We start from the raw sequence: 15,829 nt of genomic DNA on the forward strand, positions 1-15,829 counted from the left end.
AGACTTTTTACCCATTTTATGCGGCGGCGGACAATGAACGAGACTCCCTTGATGGCGATGGCCGAGCGCTTTCTGTCGGCATTGAAACATTGCCAGGTATTACAGATGCGCGTGCAGCATGCCGACGCCGATGGCATGACCCTGGTGCTGCCCTGGTCGCCGGCCATTGTCGGCAATCCGCAGAATGGCGCGGTGCATGGTGGTGTGCTGACCACGCTGATGGACACCACCTGCGGCATGGCCACGCTCTGCGCGCTGCCCAGCTTCGAGGTATGCCCGACCCTGGACCTGCGCATCGACTACATGCACCCGGCCGAGGGGGGCAAGGACATCTACGGCCATGCCCAGTGCTACCGGGTGACCCGCGATGTCATCTTCACCCGGGGCGCGGCCTACCAGGATGACCCTACGCAACCGATCTGCCAGGTCGTCGGCACCTTCATGCGCCTGGGGCAGGACGTCAAAGGCGGCATCCGCTTCGGTAACAGCCTCAAGGAGCGCCGCGCGTGATCCCTGCCGATATCCGTCAACAGTTGAACCAGGCCCATGCTCGCGGCGACTACCAGCCGCTGCTGGCATTGATCCCGTATGCCGGGCTGATCGGCATCGAATGCGAGCGCCAGGGCGAAGACCTGCTGTTCCGTCTGCCGGCCAATCCGGGCAACATCGGCAACCCGTTGCTGCCGGCGATCCATGGCGGCGTGATCGCCGGGTTCATGGAGCTGTCGGCGGCACTCTACTTGCTGATCTACAGCGAAAGCGCGAGCATCCCGAAGATCATCGATTTCTCCATCGATTACCTGCGTGCCGGCCTTTACCGCGATACCTACGCCCAGTGCCAGCTGTGGCGCCAGGGGCGGCGGGTGACCAACGTTGCCATTACCGCCTGGCAGGGCGATCGCGACACGCCGATCGCCACAGCGCGTGCGCATTTCAAGATTGAACCCGAAAAGCCCTTGAAATAGTCAGGGCTGCCCCCATCTGCTGGACATCCGCCATCAAAAACCGGCCCGCTGGCCGCCAGGCGCCACCAACCAACAGATTGGAGTTTTGAAGACCATGAGTGTGGAGACTCAAAAAGAAACCCTGGGCTTTCAGACCGAGGTGAAGCAACTGCTGCACCTCATGATCCATTCCCTGTATTCGAACAAGGAGATCTTCCTGCGCGAGCTGATCTCCAACGCCTCCGACGCCGCCGACAAGCTGCGCTTCGAGGCCCTGGCCAAGCCTGAGCTGCTCGAAGGCGACGCCGACCTGAAGATCCGCGTCAGCTTCGACAAGGCCGCCAATACCGTGACCCTCGAGGACAACGGCATTGGCATGAGCCGCGAAGACGTGATCGCGCACCTGGGTACCATCGCCAAGTCCGGCACTGCCGACTTCATGAAGAACCTCACCGGCGATCAGAAGAAGGACTCGCACCTGATCGGTCAGTTCGGCGTGGGCTTCTACTCCGCGTTCATCGTCGCCGACAAGGTCGACGTGTTCAGCCGTCGCGCCGGCCTGCCGGCCGCCGAGGGCGTGCACTGGTCGTCGAAAGGCGAGGGCGAGTTCGAAGTCGCCACCGTCGACAAGCCGCAGCGCGGCACCCGTATCGTCCTGCACCTGAAGAAGGGCGAGGATGAGTTCGCCGATGGCTGGCGTCTGCGCAACGTGGTCAAGAAGTATTCCGACCACATCGCCCTGCCGATCGAGCTGCCCAAGGAGCAGGCCGAAGCCGCCGAAGGCGAGGAAAAGCCGGCGCAGGAATGGGAAACCGTCAACCGCGCCAGTGCCCTGTGGACCCGTTCGCGCACCGAGGTGAAGGACGAGGAGTACCAGGAGTTCTACAAGCACATCGGCCATGACTTCGAGAACCCGCTGGCCTGGAGCCACAACAAGGTCGAAGGCAAGCTCGAGTACAACTCGCTGCTGTACGTGCCGGCCCGCGCGCCGTTCGACCTGTATCAGCGCGAAGCGCCACGCGGCCTGAAGCTGTACGTACAGCGCGTGTTCATCATGGACCAGGCAGAGTCATTCCTGCCGCTGTACCTGCGCTTCATCAAGGGCGTGGTCGATTCCAACGACCTGTCGCTGAACGTTTCCCGCGAGATCCTGCAGAAAGACCCGATCATCGACTCGATGAAGACCGCGCTGACCAAGCGCGTGCTGGACATGCTGGAGAAGCTGGCGAAGAACGAGCCCGAGCAGTACAAGGGCTTCTGGAAGAACTTCGGCCAGGTGTTGAAGGAAGGTCCGGCCGAAGACTTCGCCAACAAGGAGAAGATCGCCAGCCTGCTGCGCTTCGCCTCCACCCATGATGACAGCGGCGAGCAGAGCGTTGCCCTGGCCGACTACCTGGCCCGCGCCAAGGAAGGCCAGGACAAGATCTACTTCCTGACCGGCGAATCCTACGCCCAGGTCAAGAACAGCCCGCACCTGGAAGTCTTCCGCAAGAAAGGCATCGAAGTGCTGCTGCTGACCGACCGTATCGACGAGTGGCTGATGAGCTACCTCAACGAGTTCGATGGCAAGGCCTTCGTCGACGTCGCCCGCGGCGACCTGGACCTGGGCAAGCTGGATTCCGAAGAGGACAAGAAGGCCCAGGAAGAAGTCGCCAAGGACAAGGAAGGCCTGGTCGAGCGCCTCAAGGGCGCGCTGGGTGACAGCGTGGCCGAGGTGCGTGTCTCGCACCGCCTGACCGACTCGCCGGCGATCCTCGCCATCGGCGAACAGGACCTGGGCCTGCAGATGCGCCAGATCCTCGAGGCCAGCGGGCAGAAAGTGCCAGAGTCCAAGCCGATCTTCGAGTTCAACCCGAGCCACCCGCTGATCGAGAAGCTCGATGGCGAGCAGAGCGAAGACCGCTTCGCCGAGCTTTCGCACATCCTGTTCGACCAGGCGGCCCTGGCGGCCGGTGACAGCTTGAAGGATCCGGCGGCCTACGTACGCCGTCTCAACAAGCTGCTGGTCGAGCTGTCGGCTTGACCTGAGGCAAGAAAAGCCCGCTTCGGCGGGCTTTTTCATGTCTGCCGTTCCCACGAATACATCTATCCTGTCCTGACCCGTGAACGCCCAAGGAGAGCTGAATGAGCAAGGTCATCGTCGAGTCGTTGGTCTATCACCTGTCAGGCAAGGCTTACGAAAGCCGCCTGGTCTACGCCCCGGGCGCGCTGCCGCAGCCGGGGCTGGTGATGGCGCCGAACTGGATGGGTATCGGCGAGGGCGCCGAACGTATCGCCAAGGAAGTGGCCGAGCAAGGCTATGTGGTGCTGATTGCCGACTTGTATGGCCAGTCGGTGCGGCCGTCCAATGCTGATGAAGCCGGTACGGCGATGATGCCGCTGAAGAACGACCGCGCCGAACTGCGCAAGCGCATGCACGAAGCGCTGGCGCAATTGCTGGGGCAGTCGAAGGCGCTGCTCGAGCCAGGCAAGGTCGCGACGTTCGGTTTCTGTTTCGGCGGCTGCTGTGCCCTGGAACTGGCCCGCACCGGTGCCGATCTGAAGGCCGCCGTTTCTTTCCACGGCACGCTGGATACGCCGAACCCCGAGGATGCCAGGCGCATCAAGGGCTCGGTGCTAGTGCTGCATGGCGCCTCGGATCCACTGGTGCCAAGGGAGCAGTTGCCAGCCTTCGAGGAAGAGATGAACGCTGCCAAGGTTGATTGGCAGTTGCTCAGCTATGGCGGGGCGGTGCACTCGTTCACCGATCCGAACGCCAATGTGCCGGGCAAGATGCAGTATGACCGGCGCACCTCGGAGCGGGCATTCCGCTCGATGCATAACTTGCTCAAGGAAGTGTTCGCAAGCTGAAGGCTCAGGGGCCGCTAAGCGGCCCCAATCAGCGCGGCAGTTCGATCCGCCCGCTTTCCCCAGGCACCACCGGCCAATCCCCAGCCGCCCAGCGCGCCCGGGCTTGTTCTATCAATGCCGGATCGCTGGCCACGAAGTTCCAGTTCATCCGCCGCGGCCCGTCCAGCGGCGCGCCGCCGAGCAGCACCAGCTGGCACGTTTGCTCGGCAAACAACACCACCTCTTCGCCCTCGGGCAGCACGACCAGGCTGCAAGGCTCGACTTCCTCGTCATCCAGCATCAACTCACCTTCGAGCAGATACAGCGCGCGCTGCGCGTGTTCCGTTGGCACGATCAGGGTGGTGGCCGCCTGCATGTGCACTTGGGCGTAAAGCGTGGGAGAGAGCACCGGTACCGGCGAGGCCAGGCAGAAGCCTGTGCCGGCGATCATGCGGATCCGCACGCCGAGGTTGTCACTGACCGGCAGGCTCTCGGCCGGGTGATGGCTGTAGCTTGCCGGGCCCTGCTCGTCGGACTCCGGCGAGGCCAGCCAGACCTGCAACCCATGCAGCCGCGAGCCGCGCTCGAACACCTCGGCCGGCGTGCGCTCGACATGCGCCACGCCAGCCCCAGCGGTCATCCAGCTGACATCTCCGGGCCGCACGCGCTGGTCCGAGCCGAGGCTGTCCTTGTGCTGGATTTCACCCTCGAACAGGTAGGTAAGGGTGGACAGGCCAATATGCGGGTGCTGGCGAATGTCCATGCCATGACCCGGCGCGTAGTCGGTTTCCAGCATATGGTCGAAGAACACGAAAGGGCCTACGCTGCGGCACTGCGCCGAGGGCAGCGGGCGCAGGATCGGCTGGCCCTCGACCGATTCGGCGCGTGGGCGGATGACCAGGGGGCTGCTCATGGCGAAACTCCGGGCGGGCAGGGGACGCCTGCAAGCATAGCGGTTCGCGGCGCGCGGCTGAACCGTCTGTGCGGGTGCCATGTCTACTCTTGCGGTATCGACAAAGGAGCCTGAGATGATCGCCCGCACATTGGCCTGCCTGCTGTTGAGCGCGGGCTTGTTCGACAGCGTGCAAGCCCGCGACTACCGCTACAGCGATGCGCACTTGCACTACGTGGATTTCTTCCAGGAAACCGAAGGCATGCCGGCCTTGCTCAAGGCCATGGACGAGGCTGGTGTGGAGCAGTCGATGATCTCCGGTATCCCGGTGGCGAAGAAATGGCACGAGGACGAACCCAAGCGCCCGCGCTACTACGCCGGCGACGATGCCGATGCCTACTGGTACAGCGCCACCGACCTGTACGTCGCCGCCGCGCTGGAAAAGCTGCCCGTCGAACAGCGCAGGCGCTTCCACCCGTTCCTCACCGGCTTCAACCCGGTGGACAAGAATGCCGTCAGCCATATCGAGCGCATGCTCGAACTCTATCCGGGGCTGTGGCAGGGCATCGGCGRGGTGTTCACCCGCCATGACGACCTCACCGCGCTGACCAGCGGCGACACGCCGCGGGCCAACAACGAAGCCATGACCCGCATCTACCACCTGGCTGCCGAGCGCGACCTGCCGGTGTTGTTGCATTCGAACATCACCTCCAAGCGCGAGCGTAACCCGCTGTACCTGGCGGAAATCGAAGAGCCGTTGCGTAACCACCCGCATACCCGTTTCATCTGGGCCCATGCCGGCAGCAGCATGGAGATTCACCGGCACCAGGAACGCATGGATTTTCTCCTGCCGGTGCTTGCGCGCCTGCTTGAGGACTACCCGAACCTTTACGTGGACCTGTCCTGGAGCGTGCTCGAGCCCTACCTGCTGGATGAGCAGGGCGTGCCACGCAAGGCCTGGGTCGAGCTGGTCGTGCGCTTTCCCGAGCGCTTCATGCTCGGGTCCGATGTGGTGGGGCGCTTCGGCAGCCTCGGCGAGCAGATGCACGCTTTCAATCCATTCCTCGATGCCTTGCCCGAAGCGGTGGCAGAGCGCGTGAGCCGGAGGAATTTTGTCGAACTGCTGCCAAAAAGCGCGAAATAGCGAGTTTCATGCACGGATAGCGTTTTGATATCGCCTTTTCGTCTTACGCAATTTCCAGATGGCCCGATACCTTTTTTAAGCAACGGAATATCACGCTTGGGAGGGATCCTGGAAATGAGCCTGAGACGCTTGAACATCGCGCCGCGCGCCGGCCTTGGCTTTGGCATCATGGCGCTGCTGGTGGTGGCGCTGGGCGGCTTCGCGCTGCAGCAGATGACCAACATGCGCCAGCAGTCCGAGCAGGTCGACAACAACTGGCTGCCGAGCGTGATCTCGGTCGGCCGCATGACCCAGGACATGCTGCGCATCCGCGCCCTGACGCTGCGCCTGCTGGTCAACACCGACCCGACCGCGCAGCAGCAGAACCGTGCCCGCATCGACGAGGTCAAGGGTGGCCTGAGCAAGGCTCAGAGCCACTACGATGCCTTGATCGTGCTTCCTGAGGAGCGGACGTTGTTCGACCGCTACCAGGGCCTCGAGCGTCAATACATGACCTTGCAGGGGCAAGTGGTGCAACTGGCCACCGACGGGCATGTCCAGGCAGCGGCGGCGCTGGTAAACGGCGAGATGAACCAGTTGGCCGACCAGATGACGGCGACCCTCAACGAGCTGATCGAGCTGAACAACCATCAGGCCAACTCAGCCACCGACCTGGCCGAGGCCGTATACAACGGCGCGAAGGTATGGGTCGGCGTGCTGCTGGTGATCGCCCTGAGCCTCACCGTGGTGCTCGCCCTGGCCTTGACCCGTAGCATCGTGCGGCCGCTCGGCCAGTCGCTGAAGGTTGCCGAGACGGTCGCCACCGGCGACCTGACCCCGCAGATCACCGTGCAAGGTGATGACGAACCGGCGCGCCTGCTGGCGGCCCTCAAGAGCATGCAGCTGAGCCTGCGCGAGACCATCGGGCGAATTTCCGACTCGGCCAGCCAGCTGGCTTCGGCCTCCGAGGAGCTGAGCGCGGTCACCGAGGACGCCACCCGTGGGCTGCAGCAGCAGAGCATGGAAATCGAGCAGGCCGCCACGGCGGTCAATCAGATGACGGCGGCGGTGGAGGAGGTGGCGAGCAACGCGGTGGCCACCTCCGAGGCTTCCCGCGAGTCCGACCAGATCGCCCGGCGTGGGCGCGAACAGGTGCGGGCGACGGTTACCGCCATCGAGGCGTTGGCCACTGGTGTGGCAGGCAATGCCGAGGAGGTCGGGCAACTGGCCCAGCAGGTGCACGACATCAGCAAGGTGCTGGATGTGATCGGCTCGATCGCCGAGCAGACCAACCTGCTGGCGCTCAACGCGGCCATCGAGGCGGCGCGGGCCGGCGAGGCCGGGCGCGGGTTCGCCGTGGTCGCCGACGAGGTGCGGGCGTTGGCCCATCGTACGCAGAGCTCGACCCAGGAGATCGAACAGATGATCGTCGCCATCCGCAGCGGTGCCGAGCGGGCCGTGCAGGGCATGCAGCATAGCGACGCCCAGGCTCGCTCGACCCTCGACGGCGCCCATGCCGCGGGTCAGGCGCTGGAGGCGATCGCCGCGGCCATCGGCCAGATCAACGAGCGCAACCTGGTGATCGCCAGTGCCTCGGAGCAGCAGGCTCAGGTGGCGCGGGAGGTGGACCGTAACCTGACCACCATCCGCGACCTGGCGCATCAGTCGTCGGCGGGGGCCGAGCAGACGTCTGCAGCGAGCCAGGCGCTGTCGCGGCTGGCGGTGGACCTCAACACTCTGGTGCAGCGCTTCTCGGTGTAACGACCCTCGCGGGGCAAGCCCGCTCCCACGCCACCGGCTCAAGGCCACGTGGATGCGTGGGAGCGGGCTTGCCCCGCGATGAAGGCCGACAGGGCACAAACAAAAACGCCCGGACCAAGGTCCGGGCGTTCTCGTTCAGCGTGTCAGCCGATCACTTGCCTTCCCAGCGCTTGAGCACCAGGGTGGCGTTGGTGCCGCCGAAGCCGAAGCTGTTGCTCATCACGGTGGTGAGCTTGGCGTCTTCGGTCTTGCGCACGATCGGCAGGTCCGCGACTTCCGGGTCCAGCTCGTCGATGTTGGCGGAGCCGGCGATGAAGTTGTTTTCCATCATCAGCAGGCAGTAGATCGCCTCGTGCACGCCTGCGGCGCCCAGCGAGTGACCCGACAGGCTCTTGGTCGAGCTGATTTTCGGTGCCTTGTCGCCGAACACTTCACGCACGCCCTTCATCTCGGCGACGTCGCCGACCGGGGTGGAGGTGCCGTGGGTGTTCAGGTAGTCGATCGGGGTGTCGACAGTGGACAGCGCCTGCTGCATGCAGCGGATCGCGCCTTCGCCGCTCGGGGCGACCATGTCGTAGCCATCGGAGGTCGCGCCGTAGCCGACGATCTCGGCGTAGATCTTGGCGCCACGGGCCAGGGCGTGCTCAAGCTCCTCGACCACGACCATGCCGCCGCCGCCGGCGATGACGAAGCCGTCACGGTCGGCATCGTAGGCGCGCGAGGCCAGCTCGGGGGTTTCGTTGCGCTTGGTCGACAGGGCGCCCATGGCATCGAACAGGAACGACTGGCTCCAGTGCTCTTCTTCACCGCCGCCGGCGAAGACGATGTCCTGCTTGCCCCACTGGATCTGCTCCATGGCGGTGCCGATGCAGTGTGCGGAGGTGGCGCAGGCCGACGAGATCGAGTAGTTGATGCCCTTGATCTTGAACGGGGTGGCCAGGCACGCCGACACGGTGCTGCCCATGGTACGGGTGACGCGGTACGGGCCGACGCGCTTGACGCCTTTCTCGCGAAGGGTGTCCAGGGCTTCCATCTGGTTCAGGGTGGAAGCGCCGCCGGAGCCGGCCACCAGGCCGGTGCGCGGGCTGGAGATCTGCTCTTCGCTCAGGCCGGAGTCCTTGATCGCGTCCTGCATCGCCAGGTAGGCGTAGGCCGCGGCATGGCCGACGAAGCGGTAGACCTTGCGGTCGATCAGCTCTTCGAGGTTCAGGTCGATGGAACCGGAAACCTGGCTACGCAGCCCCATTTCCTTGTATTCCGGGTTGTAACGGATACCCGGACGGCTGTTGCGCAGGTTTTCGGTGACGGTCTCTTTGTCATTGCCCAGGCACGAAACGATGCCCAGACCAGTGATAACGACGCGGCGCATGCGAATAACCCTTAGAAATTGTCAGTGGAGGTGAACACGCCGACCCGCAGGCCTTCGGCGGTGTAGATCTCGCGTCCGTCGACGCTGACCGAGCCATCGGCGATGGCCATGTTCAGCTTGCCCTTGAGGACGCGCTTGATGTGAATGTTGTAGGTGACTTTCTTGGCGGTGGGTAGTACCTGGCCGAAGAATTTCACTTCGCCCGAACCCAGCGCACGGCCACGGCCCGGCAGGCCCTGCCAGCCGAGGAAGAAACCGACCAGCTGCCACATGGCGTCGAGGCCCAGGCAGCCCGGCATCACCGGGTCGCCTTCGAAGTGGCAGGCGAAGAACCACAGGTCTGGATTGATATCCAGCTCGGCGACCAATTCACCTTTGCCGAACTTGCCGCCTTCCTCGCTGATGTGGGTGATGCGATCGACCATCAGCATGTTCGGGGCGGGCAGTTGCGCATTACCGGGGCCGAACAGCTCACCGCGACTGCAGCGCAGCAGGTCTTCCCGAGTAAAGGCGTTTTGTTTGGTCATGCGAGCTCCTCAATAACCCCCTGTGGCAGGGGACGAATCTTCCCGGCCGGCCCGAAGCGCTTTGCATCCGAGGCGGCAGCCTACAGGTAGACTATTGCGTTGTGGTGAAAGTCACAGCGCACCTGGCAAAAGAAGTACAGGTGTGCACTGAAATGTTATTTTCCGGCCCTGAGGCGGTCCTGTCCAGTCCTTAAGACTGCCGCACTTTAGCATTTATCGCCAGTCGCAACTGCCTGACCGGGCAACCAGCGGCGCAGGATGCGCTGCAGGTCGGTACGTTTGAACGGCTTGCTCAGGTAATCGTTCATCCCGGCGGCCAGGCAGCGTTCGCGGTCGCCCTGCAACGCGCTGGCGGTCAGGGCGATGATCGGCAACCCTTCGGTCTGCGGCAGCAGGCGGATGCGGCGGGTCGCCTCGTATCCGTCTACCTGGGGCAGACGACAATCCATCAGCACCGCGGCGAACCGTTGCTGGCCGACCAGTTCGATCGCCTGGGCGCCATCCATGGCCAGGCTGACCTCGAAGCCCAGGCTACGCAACATGGCCTCGATGACGCTCTGGTTGACCGGGTTGTCCTCCACCAACAGGATCCGCCCGCCGCCTTCCGTCGCCGCCGCCTGGTCCTGGGTTGCGACACCGGGCAGGGCGCTGGGTGTGCTGGCCAGTGCCAGCGGCATTTCCAGGGTGAAGGTCGAACCCAGCCCTTCACGACTCTCGCCGCGCAACTGGCCGCCCATGCGCTCGGCCAGGGTGCGGGCGATCGACAGGCCCAGGCCGGTGCCGCCGTAGCGGCGCGAGATGGTGTTGTCGGCCTGCTGGAAGGCCACGAACATCATTTCCAGACGGTTGCTGTCGATGCCGATGCCGGTGTCGCGCACGGTGCAGGTCAGCCAGATCAGTTGGCGGTCAAGCACTTGCCAGCGCGCCTCGATTGCCACTTCGCCGCGCTCGGTGAATTTCAGCGCGTTGCCCACCAGGTTGAGCAGGACCTGGCGGATCCGCGTCGGGTCGCCTACCACCTGCAGTTGGTGCATGCCGGGGGGCAGTTGCAGGAGCAGGTCGAGGTTGCGTTGCTGAGCGGTGTGCTGGAACGACTGCACGCTGCTGGTGATCAGGTCGCCGAGGTTGAAATCGATGTGCTCCAGCTCGAGGGCGGTGCGCTCGATCCGCGAGAAATCGAGGATATCGTTGATCACCTTGAGCAGGTGCCCGGTGGATTCGCTGGCCACCGCGGTGTATTCGGCCTGCTCGCCGGTCAGTTCGGTGGTTTCGAGCAACTGCAGCATGCCCAGCACGCCATTCATGGGCGTGCGCAATTCGTGGCTCATCATGGCCAGGAAGTCGGATTTTGCGCGGTTGGCCTGCTCGGCCTCTTCGCGGGCCTGGATCAGTTGGCCCATGGCCTGTTGTTGTTCATGGGCGGCCTGGTCCAGGGCGCTGGCCAGGTTGTTGATGTGCCGGGCCAGGTGGCCCAGTTCGCTGTCGTCGACCACTGGCAGGGGCGCGTTGAAGTCGCCCTGCTGGATGGCGCGGACCGCGTGCCCCATCTCGCTGATCGGCCTGGACAGGCTGGTGGCCAGGCGGCGGGCCAGCAGGAAGGTGAACAGCAGGGCGAACAGCGCGAGGATCGCGGCCTTGATCACGATCTCCTGCTGGCGCTGGCTGAAGGCGTCGTCGGACATGCCGACGATCACCCGGCCCAGATAATCGTCGCCGATGTTCGGCGCGGGCGCCTTGCCTTGCAGGAAGTCGTTGTCCAGGCGGATCTGCTGCAGGCGGATCGGCGCCTGGAACACTTCGACGCGCTGGGCGCGACTGAGGCTTTCATCGGGCTGCTCGACGTACACCAGGATATGGTTGCGGCTGTCCTGCACCTCGAGGAAACGCACGTGGGGGATGCTCAGGGTGGCGCGCATCAGGCTTTCGAGCACTTCATTGTTGCCCGAGATCACGCCGTACTCTGAGGCCGGCGCCAGCTGGTTGGCGATCAGTTGGCCTGTGTGGTTGAGTTCCTGGCGCAAGTCCTGGATGCGCACGAAGGTGAAGAAACTGATCAGCAGCAGGGTCAACAACAGGGCGGGGCCCAGGCTGATGATCTGGGTGCGGGTGTGGATATCCCAGCTCAGGCGCTTGCTCATGGGGTGGGGGCTCCTTCGGCAAGGGCCAGGGCGGCGGCGTCCGGGTCGATCGCTTCCAGGCCCAGGGCGCGGGCCACCTGCTGGTTGCCGCTGACCCCGAAGTGCGGGGGGTAGAGGCTGCGTGGCCAGCGGGCCGGCGGCAGGTCGAGCAACTGGCCGAGCACCGCCAGCCAGTCGTCCTGGTCGCTGTAAGTGCTGGCCAGGGCGCCGGCGCGGACGAAGCCGACGTTCGGGCCGATCAGCGCCATCTGCCGGCCATAGCTGCTGAGCAGCACGTTCTTGGCCGACTTGGAGTTGTACAGGTCGGGATCGTCCAGGCCAAGCAGCACGTCGCTGTTGCCCAGCAGGTCTTGTAGGGGGCGGCTGTCGCGCAGGTCGGGCCAGTCCTGGGCGACGATCTCCAGGCCCAGTGAACTGGCGGCCTGGCGCAGCTCGTCGAGCAGGAAACGGCTGTGCTCGCCGTAGAGCACGCCGATGCGCCGCGCCTGCGGCAACAGGTAACGAGTCAGGCGCAGTTGCCGGGCCAGCGGTGGGTCGCTCCACAGCAGGGTGAGATAGGCGGGGCGCGACACGCCCAGGCGTTGCTCGGCCTGGACCCGGCTGATGCGCAGCGCCAGTGCCGCTGGCCCGGCTGCCTCCGTCAGGCGCCATTCCAGGGCCGGGATGTCGAGCAGCACCAGGCGGGTGTCGGCCTTGAGCTTGCCCGGGCCAGGCAGCTGTTCGATGGTCTGGAACCGCACCTGGTCGTGGGGCCTGCGCTTTTCCAGGGCCGCGACGAAGCTGCGGATGCCGGGCTGGTCTTCGCCGCCGACCAGCAGGATCTCGCTGGCCGACAGCGATCCCAAGGGCCACAGGCACAACAGCAGCAGGCGCAGCAGGCGCACCATCAGAACTCCAGCTCCGCGCTGACGCTGAGGCGGTGGCGGCTGTCATAGCGGTTCTGCTCGAGGGTGACCGGTTCGTCATCCAGGCGCTGCTGCCACAGCGCGGCCAGTTCCAGGTTGCTGCCGTGGATCTTGAAGCGTTTGGCCACGCGCAGGTCGAGCCGCTCGTAGCGGTACTGGTTGAGGGCATCGTCGCCGTAATAGAAGAGGGCGCTGGACCAGCCCTGGCCCCAGTCGCGCAGCCAGCCGGCCGAGCCGCTGTTGCGGGCACTCAGGCGGCGATCGGCCGGGTTGCTGGCCCAGGCGTCGACATAGGCATAGGTCAGGCGCAGGCGGTCGCGCTGGGTGGCGCGCCAGTCGAACTGCGCCTCGCTGCCGCTGAAACGGGCCTTGTTGGCGTTGCTGGCGATGAACTGGTTGTTCTTCAACGGCTCGCTGATCATGCCGGTGATCTCGTCGTAGAACAGTTTCACGTCGACGTTCAGGTCGATGTCGCTGAAGGCACCGTTGTAGCCGAGTTCTCGCGAACGCATGCGTTCCTGGTCGAGGTTGCCGGGGCCGCGGGTCTTGACGAAATACTCGCCGTTCTGCAGCCCGTACAGGTTGGGCGAGAGGTTCTTGACCGTGTAGCTCCAGTTGACGTTGTTCTCGAACATGTCCGGCGAGCGAATGGCCTCGGAATACACCGCGCGCAGGCCATGGCGAGGGGTGATCAGGTAGTTCACCGCCACGCGCGGGGTCAGCGAGTTGCCCGACAGCTGCGAGTGTTCGTACATGGCACCGCCCTGGAGGATCCAGTGCTCGTCGGCGCGCCATTCGAGCTGGCCGAACAGGCGCCAGGTCTGGTCGTCGATGCTGCCGTTGAAGTAGGTCTGCGAATCGGCGCGGTCGTAGCGGTAGTTCATGCCGCTGACCAGGCGCAGGCTGTCGGTGAGGCTCAGGGTGTCCTGGATTTCCAGGTCATAGCGGGTTTCGCGGGTACTCTGGTCGACGTTGCCGCAGATCGTGTTGCTGCCACCGCTGGCCCACTGGTTCTGCACCTGGCCCATCAGCGAGCCGAGCACCGGGTCGCTGGTGCTGGGCAGGTTGCCGGTGTACAGGTTGCGCGCGACCTTCTCGGCGAAGTTCGGGTCGAGCTGCCACAGGCGTGTCAGCTCGGGGCTGAAGGCAATTGCCGCATCGCAGGCGCGCCATACCTGCTGGCGGTCGAAGTGCTGCGCCGAACCCTGCACGTACAGGCTGTGCTCGGGGTTGAGGTCGAGGTTCCAGCGCACGGAGCCGGCGTAGTCCTTGGCGTTGACGTCGGCGTTGTCGCCGGCCCGGTAGTTGCCGAACACCGGCTGGTAGGTATAGGGCCGCTGGTTGCTGCCTTCCTTGGCCGCCAGTTGCCATTCCAGCGTCTGGTTGGGCGCCAGGGTGTGGCTGGCACTGATGTTGACGCGGTTGAGACGGCGGCTGTCGCGGTAGTCGCGGCCGAACTGGTCCTGGTCGAAGCCGTCGTCCTGCTGGCCGGAGAGCGACAGGCGCAGGTCGCCGCTGTCCCAGCCGAAGCCTTGGCTTGCATAGTAATCGTTGATGCCATCCTGGCCGCGGGTCAGCTTGACCCGCGTGCCATGGCTGTCGGCCGGGTTGCGGGTGAGGATATTGACCACCGCCATCAGCGCGTTGGCGCCATAGCTGACGGTGTTCGGGCCGCGGAACACCTCGATGCGCTCGATATCCTCGATGGCCACCGGGATATCGCTCCAATCTACCGTGGCCAGGCCCGCGCGGTACACCGAACGACCATCGATCAGCACCTGCATGCGCCGGGCGTCGCTGACGTTGCTGCCGTGGTAGTTGACTGTCGGCTGGTTGCCGGCGCCGTAACCGATCATCATGCCTGGCACCAGGCGCAGCAGCTCGGGGATGTCGCGGGCACCGCTGGCACGGATCAGCTCGTCGTCGAGCACGGTCATGCTGCCCGGCACCGCCGCCGGGGATTGTTTCAGGCGCGTGGCGGTCAGAACCTGCGGCAGGTCCTGGTTGTCGATGAACAGGTCATCGGCCACGGCCGGGCCGCCGAGCAGGGCAGTCAGCAACAGCAGGCGGGGGTACGGGGGCGTGCCAGGGAACACGAAACGGCCTTGTTTCAGAAATGAATCAGGCATGTTAACCGACCCTACGGCTTTTGCCAGTGATCGGCGGATGGCCCATTGCCGCAGTGCGGGCTTTCCCTACCTTTAAGGTTTGTGTGTGCAGAGGGCTGTCCCCGCCATGCATGTGCACTGGTTCTGTCGCAACGGCACCGTATAATGCCTCGGTCGCCACTTACTTTATTGGTTAACGGATTGGATATGACTGAACAGCAACCTGTTGCAGTTCTTGGAGGCGGCAGCTTCGGCACCGCCGTGGCGAACCTCTTGGCACAGAATGGCCATTCGGTACGGCAGTGGATGCGCGACCCGGTGCAGGCCGAGGCAATGCGCGTCGACCGCGAGAATCCGCGCTACCTCAAGGGCATCCGCCTGCATGACGGCGTCGAGCCGGTCAACGACCTGCTCGCCACTCTGCAGGGCAGCGAGTTGATCTTTGTCGCCTTGCCCTCCAGCGCCTTGCGCAGCGTGCTGGCGCCCCACGCCGAGCTGCTGCGTGGCAAGGGCCTGGTCAGCCTGACCAAGGGCATCGAGGCGCACACCTTCAAGCTGATGAGCCAGATCCTCGAAGAGATCGCGCCCCAGGCACGCATCGGCGTGCTGTCAGGCCCCAACCTGGCCCGCGAGATTGCCGAGCATGCGTTGACCGCCACCGTGGTCGCCAGCGAGGACGAAGCGCTGTGCCAGCAGGTGCAGGCCGTGCTGCATGGCCGCACGTTCCGTGTCTACGCCAGCAGTGATCGCTTCGGCGTCGAGCTGGGCGGCGCGTTGAAGAACGTCTACGCCATCATCGCCGGCATGGCCGTGGCCCTGGGGATGGGCGAGAACACCAAGAGCATGCTGATCACCCGGGCCCTGGCCGAGATGACCCGCTTCGCCGTGAGCCAGGGCGCCAACCCCATGACCTTCCTCGGGCTCGCCGGGGTCGGCGACCTGATCGTCACCTGCTCCTCGCCCAAGAGCCGCAACTACCAGGTCGGCCATGCGCTGGGCCAGGGCCTGAGCCTGGAACAGGCGGTCAGCCGCCTGGGCGAGGTGGCCGAAGGCGTCAACACGCTCAAGGTGCTCAAGGCCAAGGCCCAGGAAGTGGGCGTGTACATGCCGCTGGTGGCGGGTCTGCATGCCATCCTGTTCGAAGGCCGCACGTTGAACCAGGTGATCGAGCACCTGATGCGCGCCGAGGCGAAGACCGATGTCGATTTCATTTCCACCAGCGGTTTCAACTGA

General features: G+C 64.7%; 13 protein-coding genes. 7 read left to right on the plus strand and 6 right to left on the minus strand.

Translation table 11 applies throughout. The features are described 5' to 3' along the window. The first annotated feature begins 33 nt into the window (after positions 1-33). From ABZO33_RS22725 to ABZO33_RS22740, 4 genes are all read left to right on the plus strand, one after another. On the plus strand, positions 34-510 hold the full coding sequence (locus ABZO33_RS22725) for a PaaI family thioesterase (protein ID WP_414537862.1): 477 nt from the start codon (positions 34-36) through the stop codon (positions 508-510). Beyond that, positions 507-965, plus strand: a complete 459-nt coding sequence (locus ABZO33_RS22730; protein WP_414537863.1) for a PaaI family thioesterase — start codon at positions 507-509, stop codon at positions 963-965. Before ABZO33_RS22725 ends, ABZO33_RS22730 begins: the two co-directional genes overlap by 4 nt. A gap of 94 nt (positions 966-1,059) precedes the next feature. Further along, positions 1,060-2,967, plus strand: coding sequence for a molecular chaperone HtpG (gene htpG, locus ABZO33_RS22735; RefSeq protein ID WP_102684712.1), 1,908 nt, complete (start codon positions 1,060-1,062; stop codon positions 2,965-2,967). Positions 2,968-3,068: 101 nt separating this feature from the next. Next, positions 3,069-3,794 (plus strand): dienelactone hydrolase family protein, encoded by a 726-nt coding sequence (locus ABZO33_RS22740; RefSeq protein ID WP_414537864.1) that lies wholly within the window; start codon positions 3,069-3,071, stop codon positions 3,792-3,794. A 28-nt stretch (positions 3,795-3,822) separates the two neighbouring features. Here the strand turns inward: ABZO33_RS22740 and ABZO33_RS22745 are convergent, their stop codons facing one another. Then, positions 3,823-4,686 (minus strand): pirin family protein, encoded by an 864-nt coding sequence (locus ABZO33_RS22745; protein ID WP_414537865.1) that lies wholly within the window; start codon positions 4,684-4,686, stop codon positions 3,823-3,825. 115 nt (positions 4,687-4,801) lie between these two features. Here ABZO33_RS22745 and ABZO33_RS22750 point away from each other — a divergent pair, with 115 nt between their 5' ends. Beyond that, entirely contained in the window at positions 4,802-5,809 is a 1,008-nt protein-coding gene (locus ABZO33_RS22750) for an amidohydrolase family protein (protein ID WP_414537866.1), read from the plus strand. Positions 5,810-5,923: 114 nt separating this feature from the next. Then, entirely contained in the window at positions 5,924-7,549 is a 1,626-nt protein-coding gene (locus tag ABZO33_RS22755; protein ID WP_414537867.1) for a methyl-accepting chemotaxis protein, read from the plus strand. Between the two features lie 151 nt (positions 7,550-7,700). On the opposite strand, the gene fabB is transcribed toward ABZO33_RS22755, so the two are convergent. The 5 genes from fabB to ABZO33_RS22780 form a co-directional block, all read right to left on the minus strand. Beyond that, positions 7,701-8,918, minus strand: coding sequence for a beta-ketoacyl-ACP synthase I (gene fabB / locus ABZO33_RS22760; protein WP_046854777.1), 1,218 nt, complete (start codon positions 8,916-8,918; stop codon positions 7,701-7,703). An 11-nt stretch (positions 8,919-8,929) separates the two neighbouring features. Then, entirely contained in the window at positions 8,930-9,445 is a 516-nt protein-coding gene (gene fabA / locus ABZO33_RS22765; RefSeq protein WP_023631260.1) for a 3-hydroxyacyl-[acyl-carrier-protein] dehydratase FabA, read from the minus strand. A 206-nt stretch (positions 9,446-9,651) separates the two neighbouring features. After that, positions 9,652-11,583 carry a response regulator gene (locus ABZO33_RS22770; RefSeq protein ID WP_414537868.1) on the minus strand — a complete coding sequence of 644 codons (1,932 nt, stop codon included), beginning with the start codon at positions 11,581-11,583 and terminating at the stop codon, positions 9,652-9,654. Beyond that, complete coding sequence (locus tag ABZO33_RS22775) at positions 11,580-12,470, minus strand: ABC transporter substrate-binding protein (protein WP_414537869.1); 891 nt, start codon at positions 12,468-12,470, stop codon at positions 11,580-11,582. The genes ABZO33_RS22770 and ABZO33_RS22775 overlap by 4 nt, the downstream gene beginning before the upstream one ends. Continuing rightward, on the minus strand, positions 12,470-14,617 hold the full coding sequence (locus ABZO33_RS22780; RefSeq protein WP_414537870.1) for a TonB-dependent receptor plug domain-containing protein: 2,148 nt from the start codon (positions 14,615-14,617) through the stop codon (positions 12,470-12,472). Before ABZO33_RS22780 ends, ABZO33_RS22775 begins: the two co-directional genes overlap by 1 nt. A gap of 186 nt (positions 14,618-14,803) precedes the next feature. On the opposite strand from ABZO33_RS22780, the gene ABZO33_RS22785 reads away from it, so the two are divergent. Beyond that, positions 14,804-15,829: an NAD(P)H-dependent glycerol-3-phosphate dehydrogenase gene (locus ABZO33_RS22785; RefSeq protein WP_414537871.1), complete on the plus strand. Its 1,026-nt coding sequence runs from the start codon at positions 14,804-14,806 to the stop codon at positions 15,827-15,829.

The organism is Pseudomonas sp. CAM1A (genome assembly GCF_047501685.1).
Lineage (GTDB): Bacteria > Pseudomonadota > Gammaproteobacteria > Pseudomonadales > Pseudomonadaceae > Aquipseudomonas.

Coding starts and splice junctions, on each gene's coding strand:
- ABZO33_RS22725 (WP_414537862.1), top strand. CDS start 34: ATGAACGAGACTCCCTTGATGGCGATGGCCGAGCGCTTTCTGTCGGCA.
- htpG (WP_102684712.1), top strand. CDS start 1,060: ATGAGTGTGGAGACTCAAAAAGAAACCCTGGGCTTTCAGACCGAGGTG.
- ABZO33_RS22740 (WP_414537864.1), top strand. CDS start 3,069: ATGAGCAAGGTCATCGTCGAGTCGTTGGTCTATCACCTGTCAGGCAAG.
- ABZO33_RS22745 (WP_414537865.1), bottom strand. CDS start 4,686: ATGAGCAGCCCCCTGGTCATCCGCCCACGCGCCGAATCGGTCGAGGGC.
- ABZO33_RS22755 (WP_414537867.1), top strand. CDS start 5,924: ATGAGCCTGAGACGCTTGAACATCGCGCCGCGCGCCGGCCTTGGCTTT.
- fabB (WP_046854777.1), bottom strand. CDS start 8,918: ATGCGCCGCGTCGTTATCACTGGTCTGGGCATCGTTTCGTGCCTGGGC.
- fabA (WP_023631260.1), bottom strand. CDS start 9,445: ATGACCAAACAAAACGCCTTTACTCGGGAAGACCTGCTGCGCTGCAGT.
- ABZO33_RS22770 (WP_414537868.1), bottom strand. CDS start 11,583: ATGAGCAAGCGCCTGAGCTGGGATATCCACACCCGCACCCAGATCATC.
- ABZO33_RS22775 (WP_414537869.1), bottom strand. CDS start 12,470: ATGGTGCGCCTGCTGCGCCTGCTGCTGTTGTGCCTGTGGCCCTTGGGA.
- ABZO33_RS22780 (WP_414537870.1), bottom strand. CDS start 14,617: ATGCCTGATTCATTTCTGAAACAAGGCCGTTTCGTGTTCCCTGGCACG.
- ABZO33_RS22785 (WP_414537871.1), top strand. CDS start 14,804: ATGACTGAACAGCAACCTGTTGCAGTTCTTGGAGGCGGCAGCTTCGGC.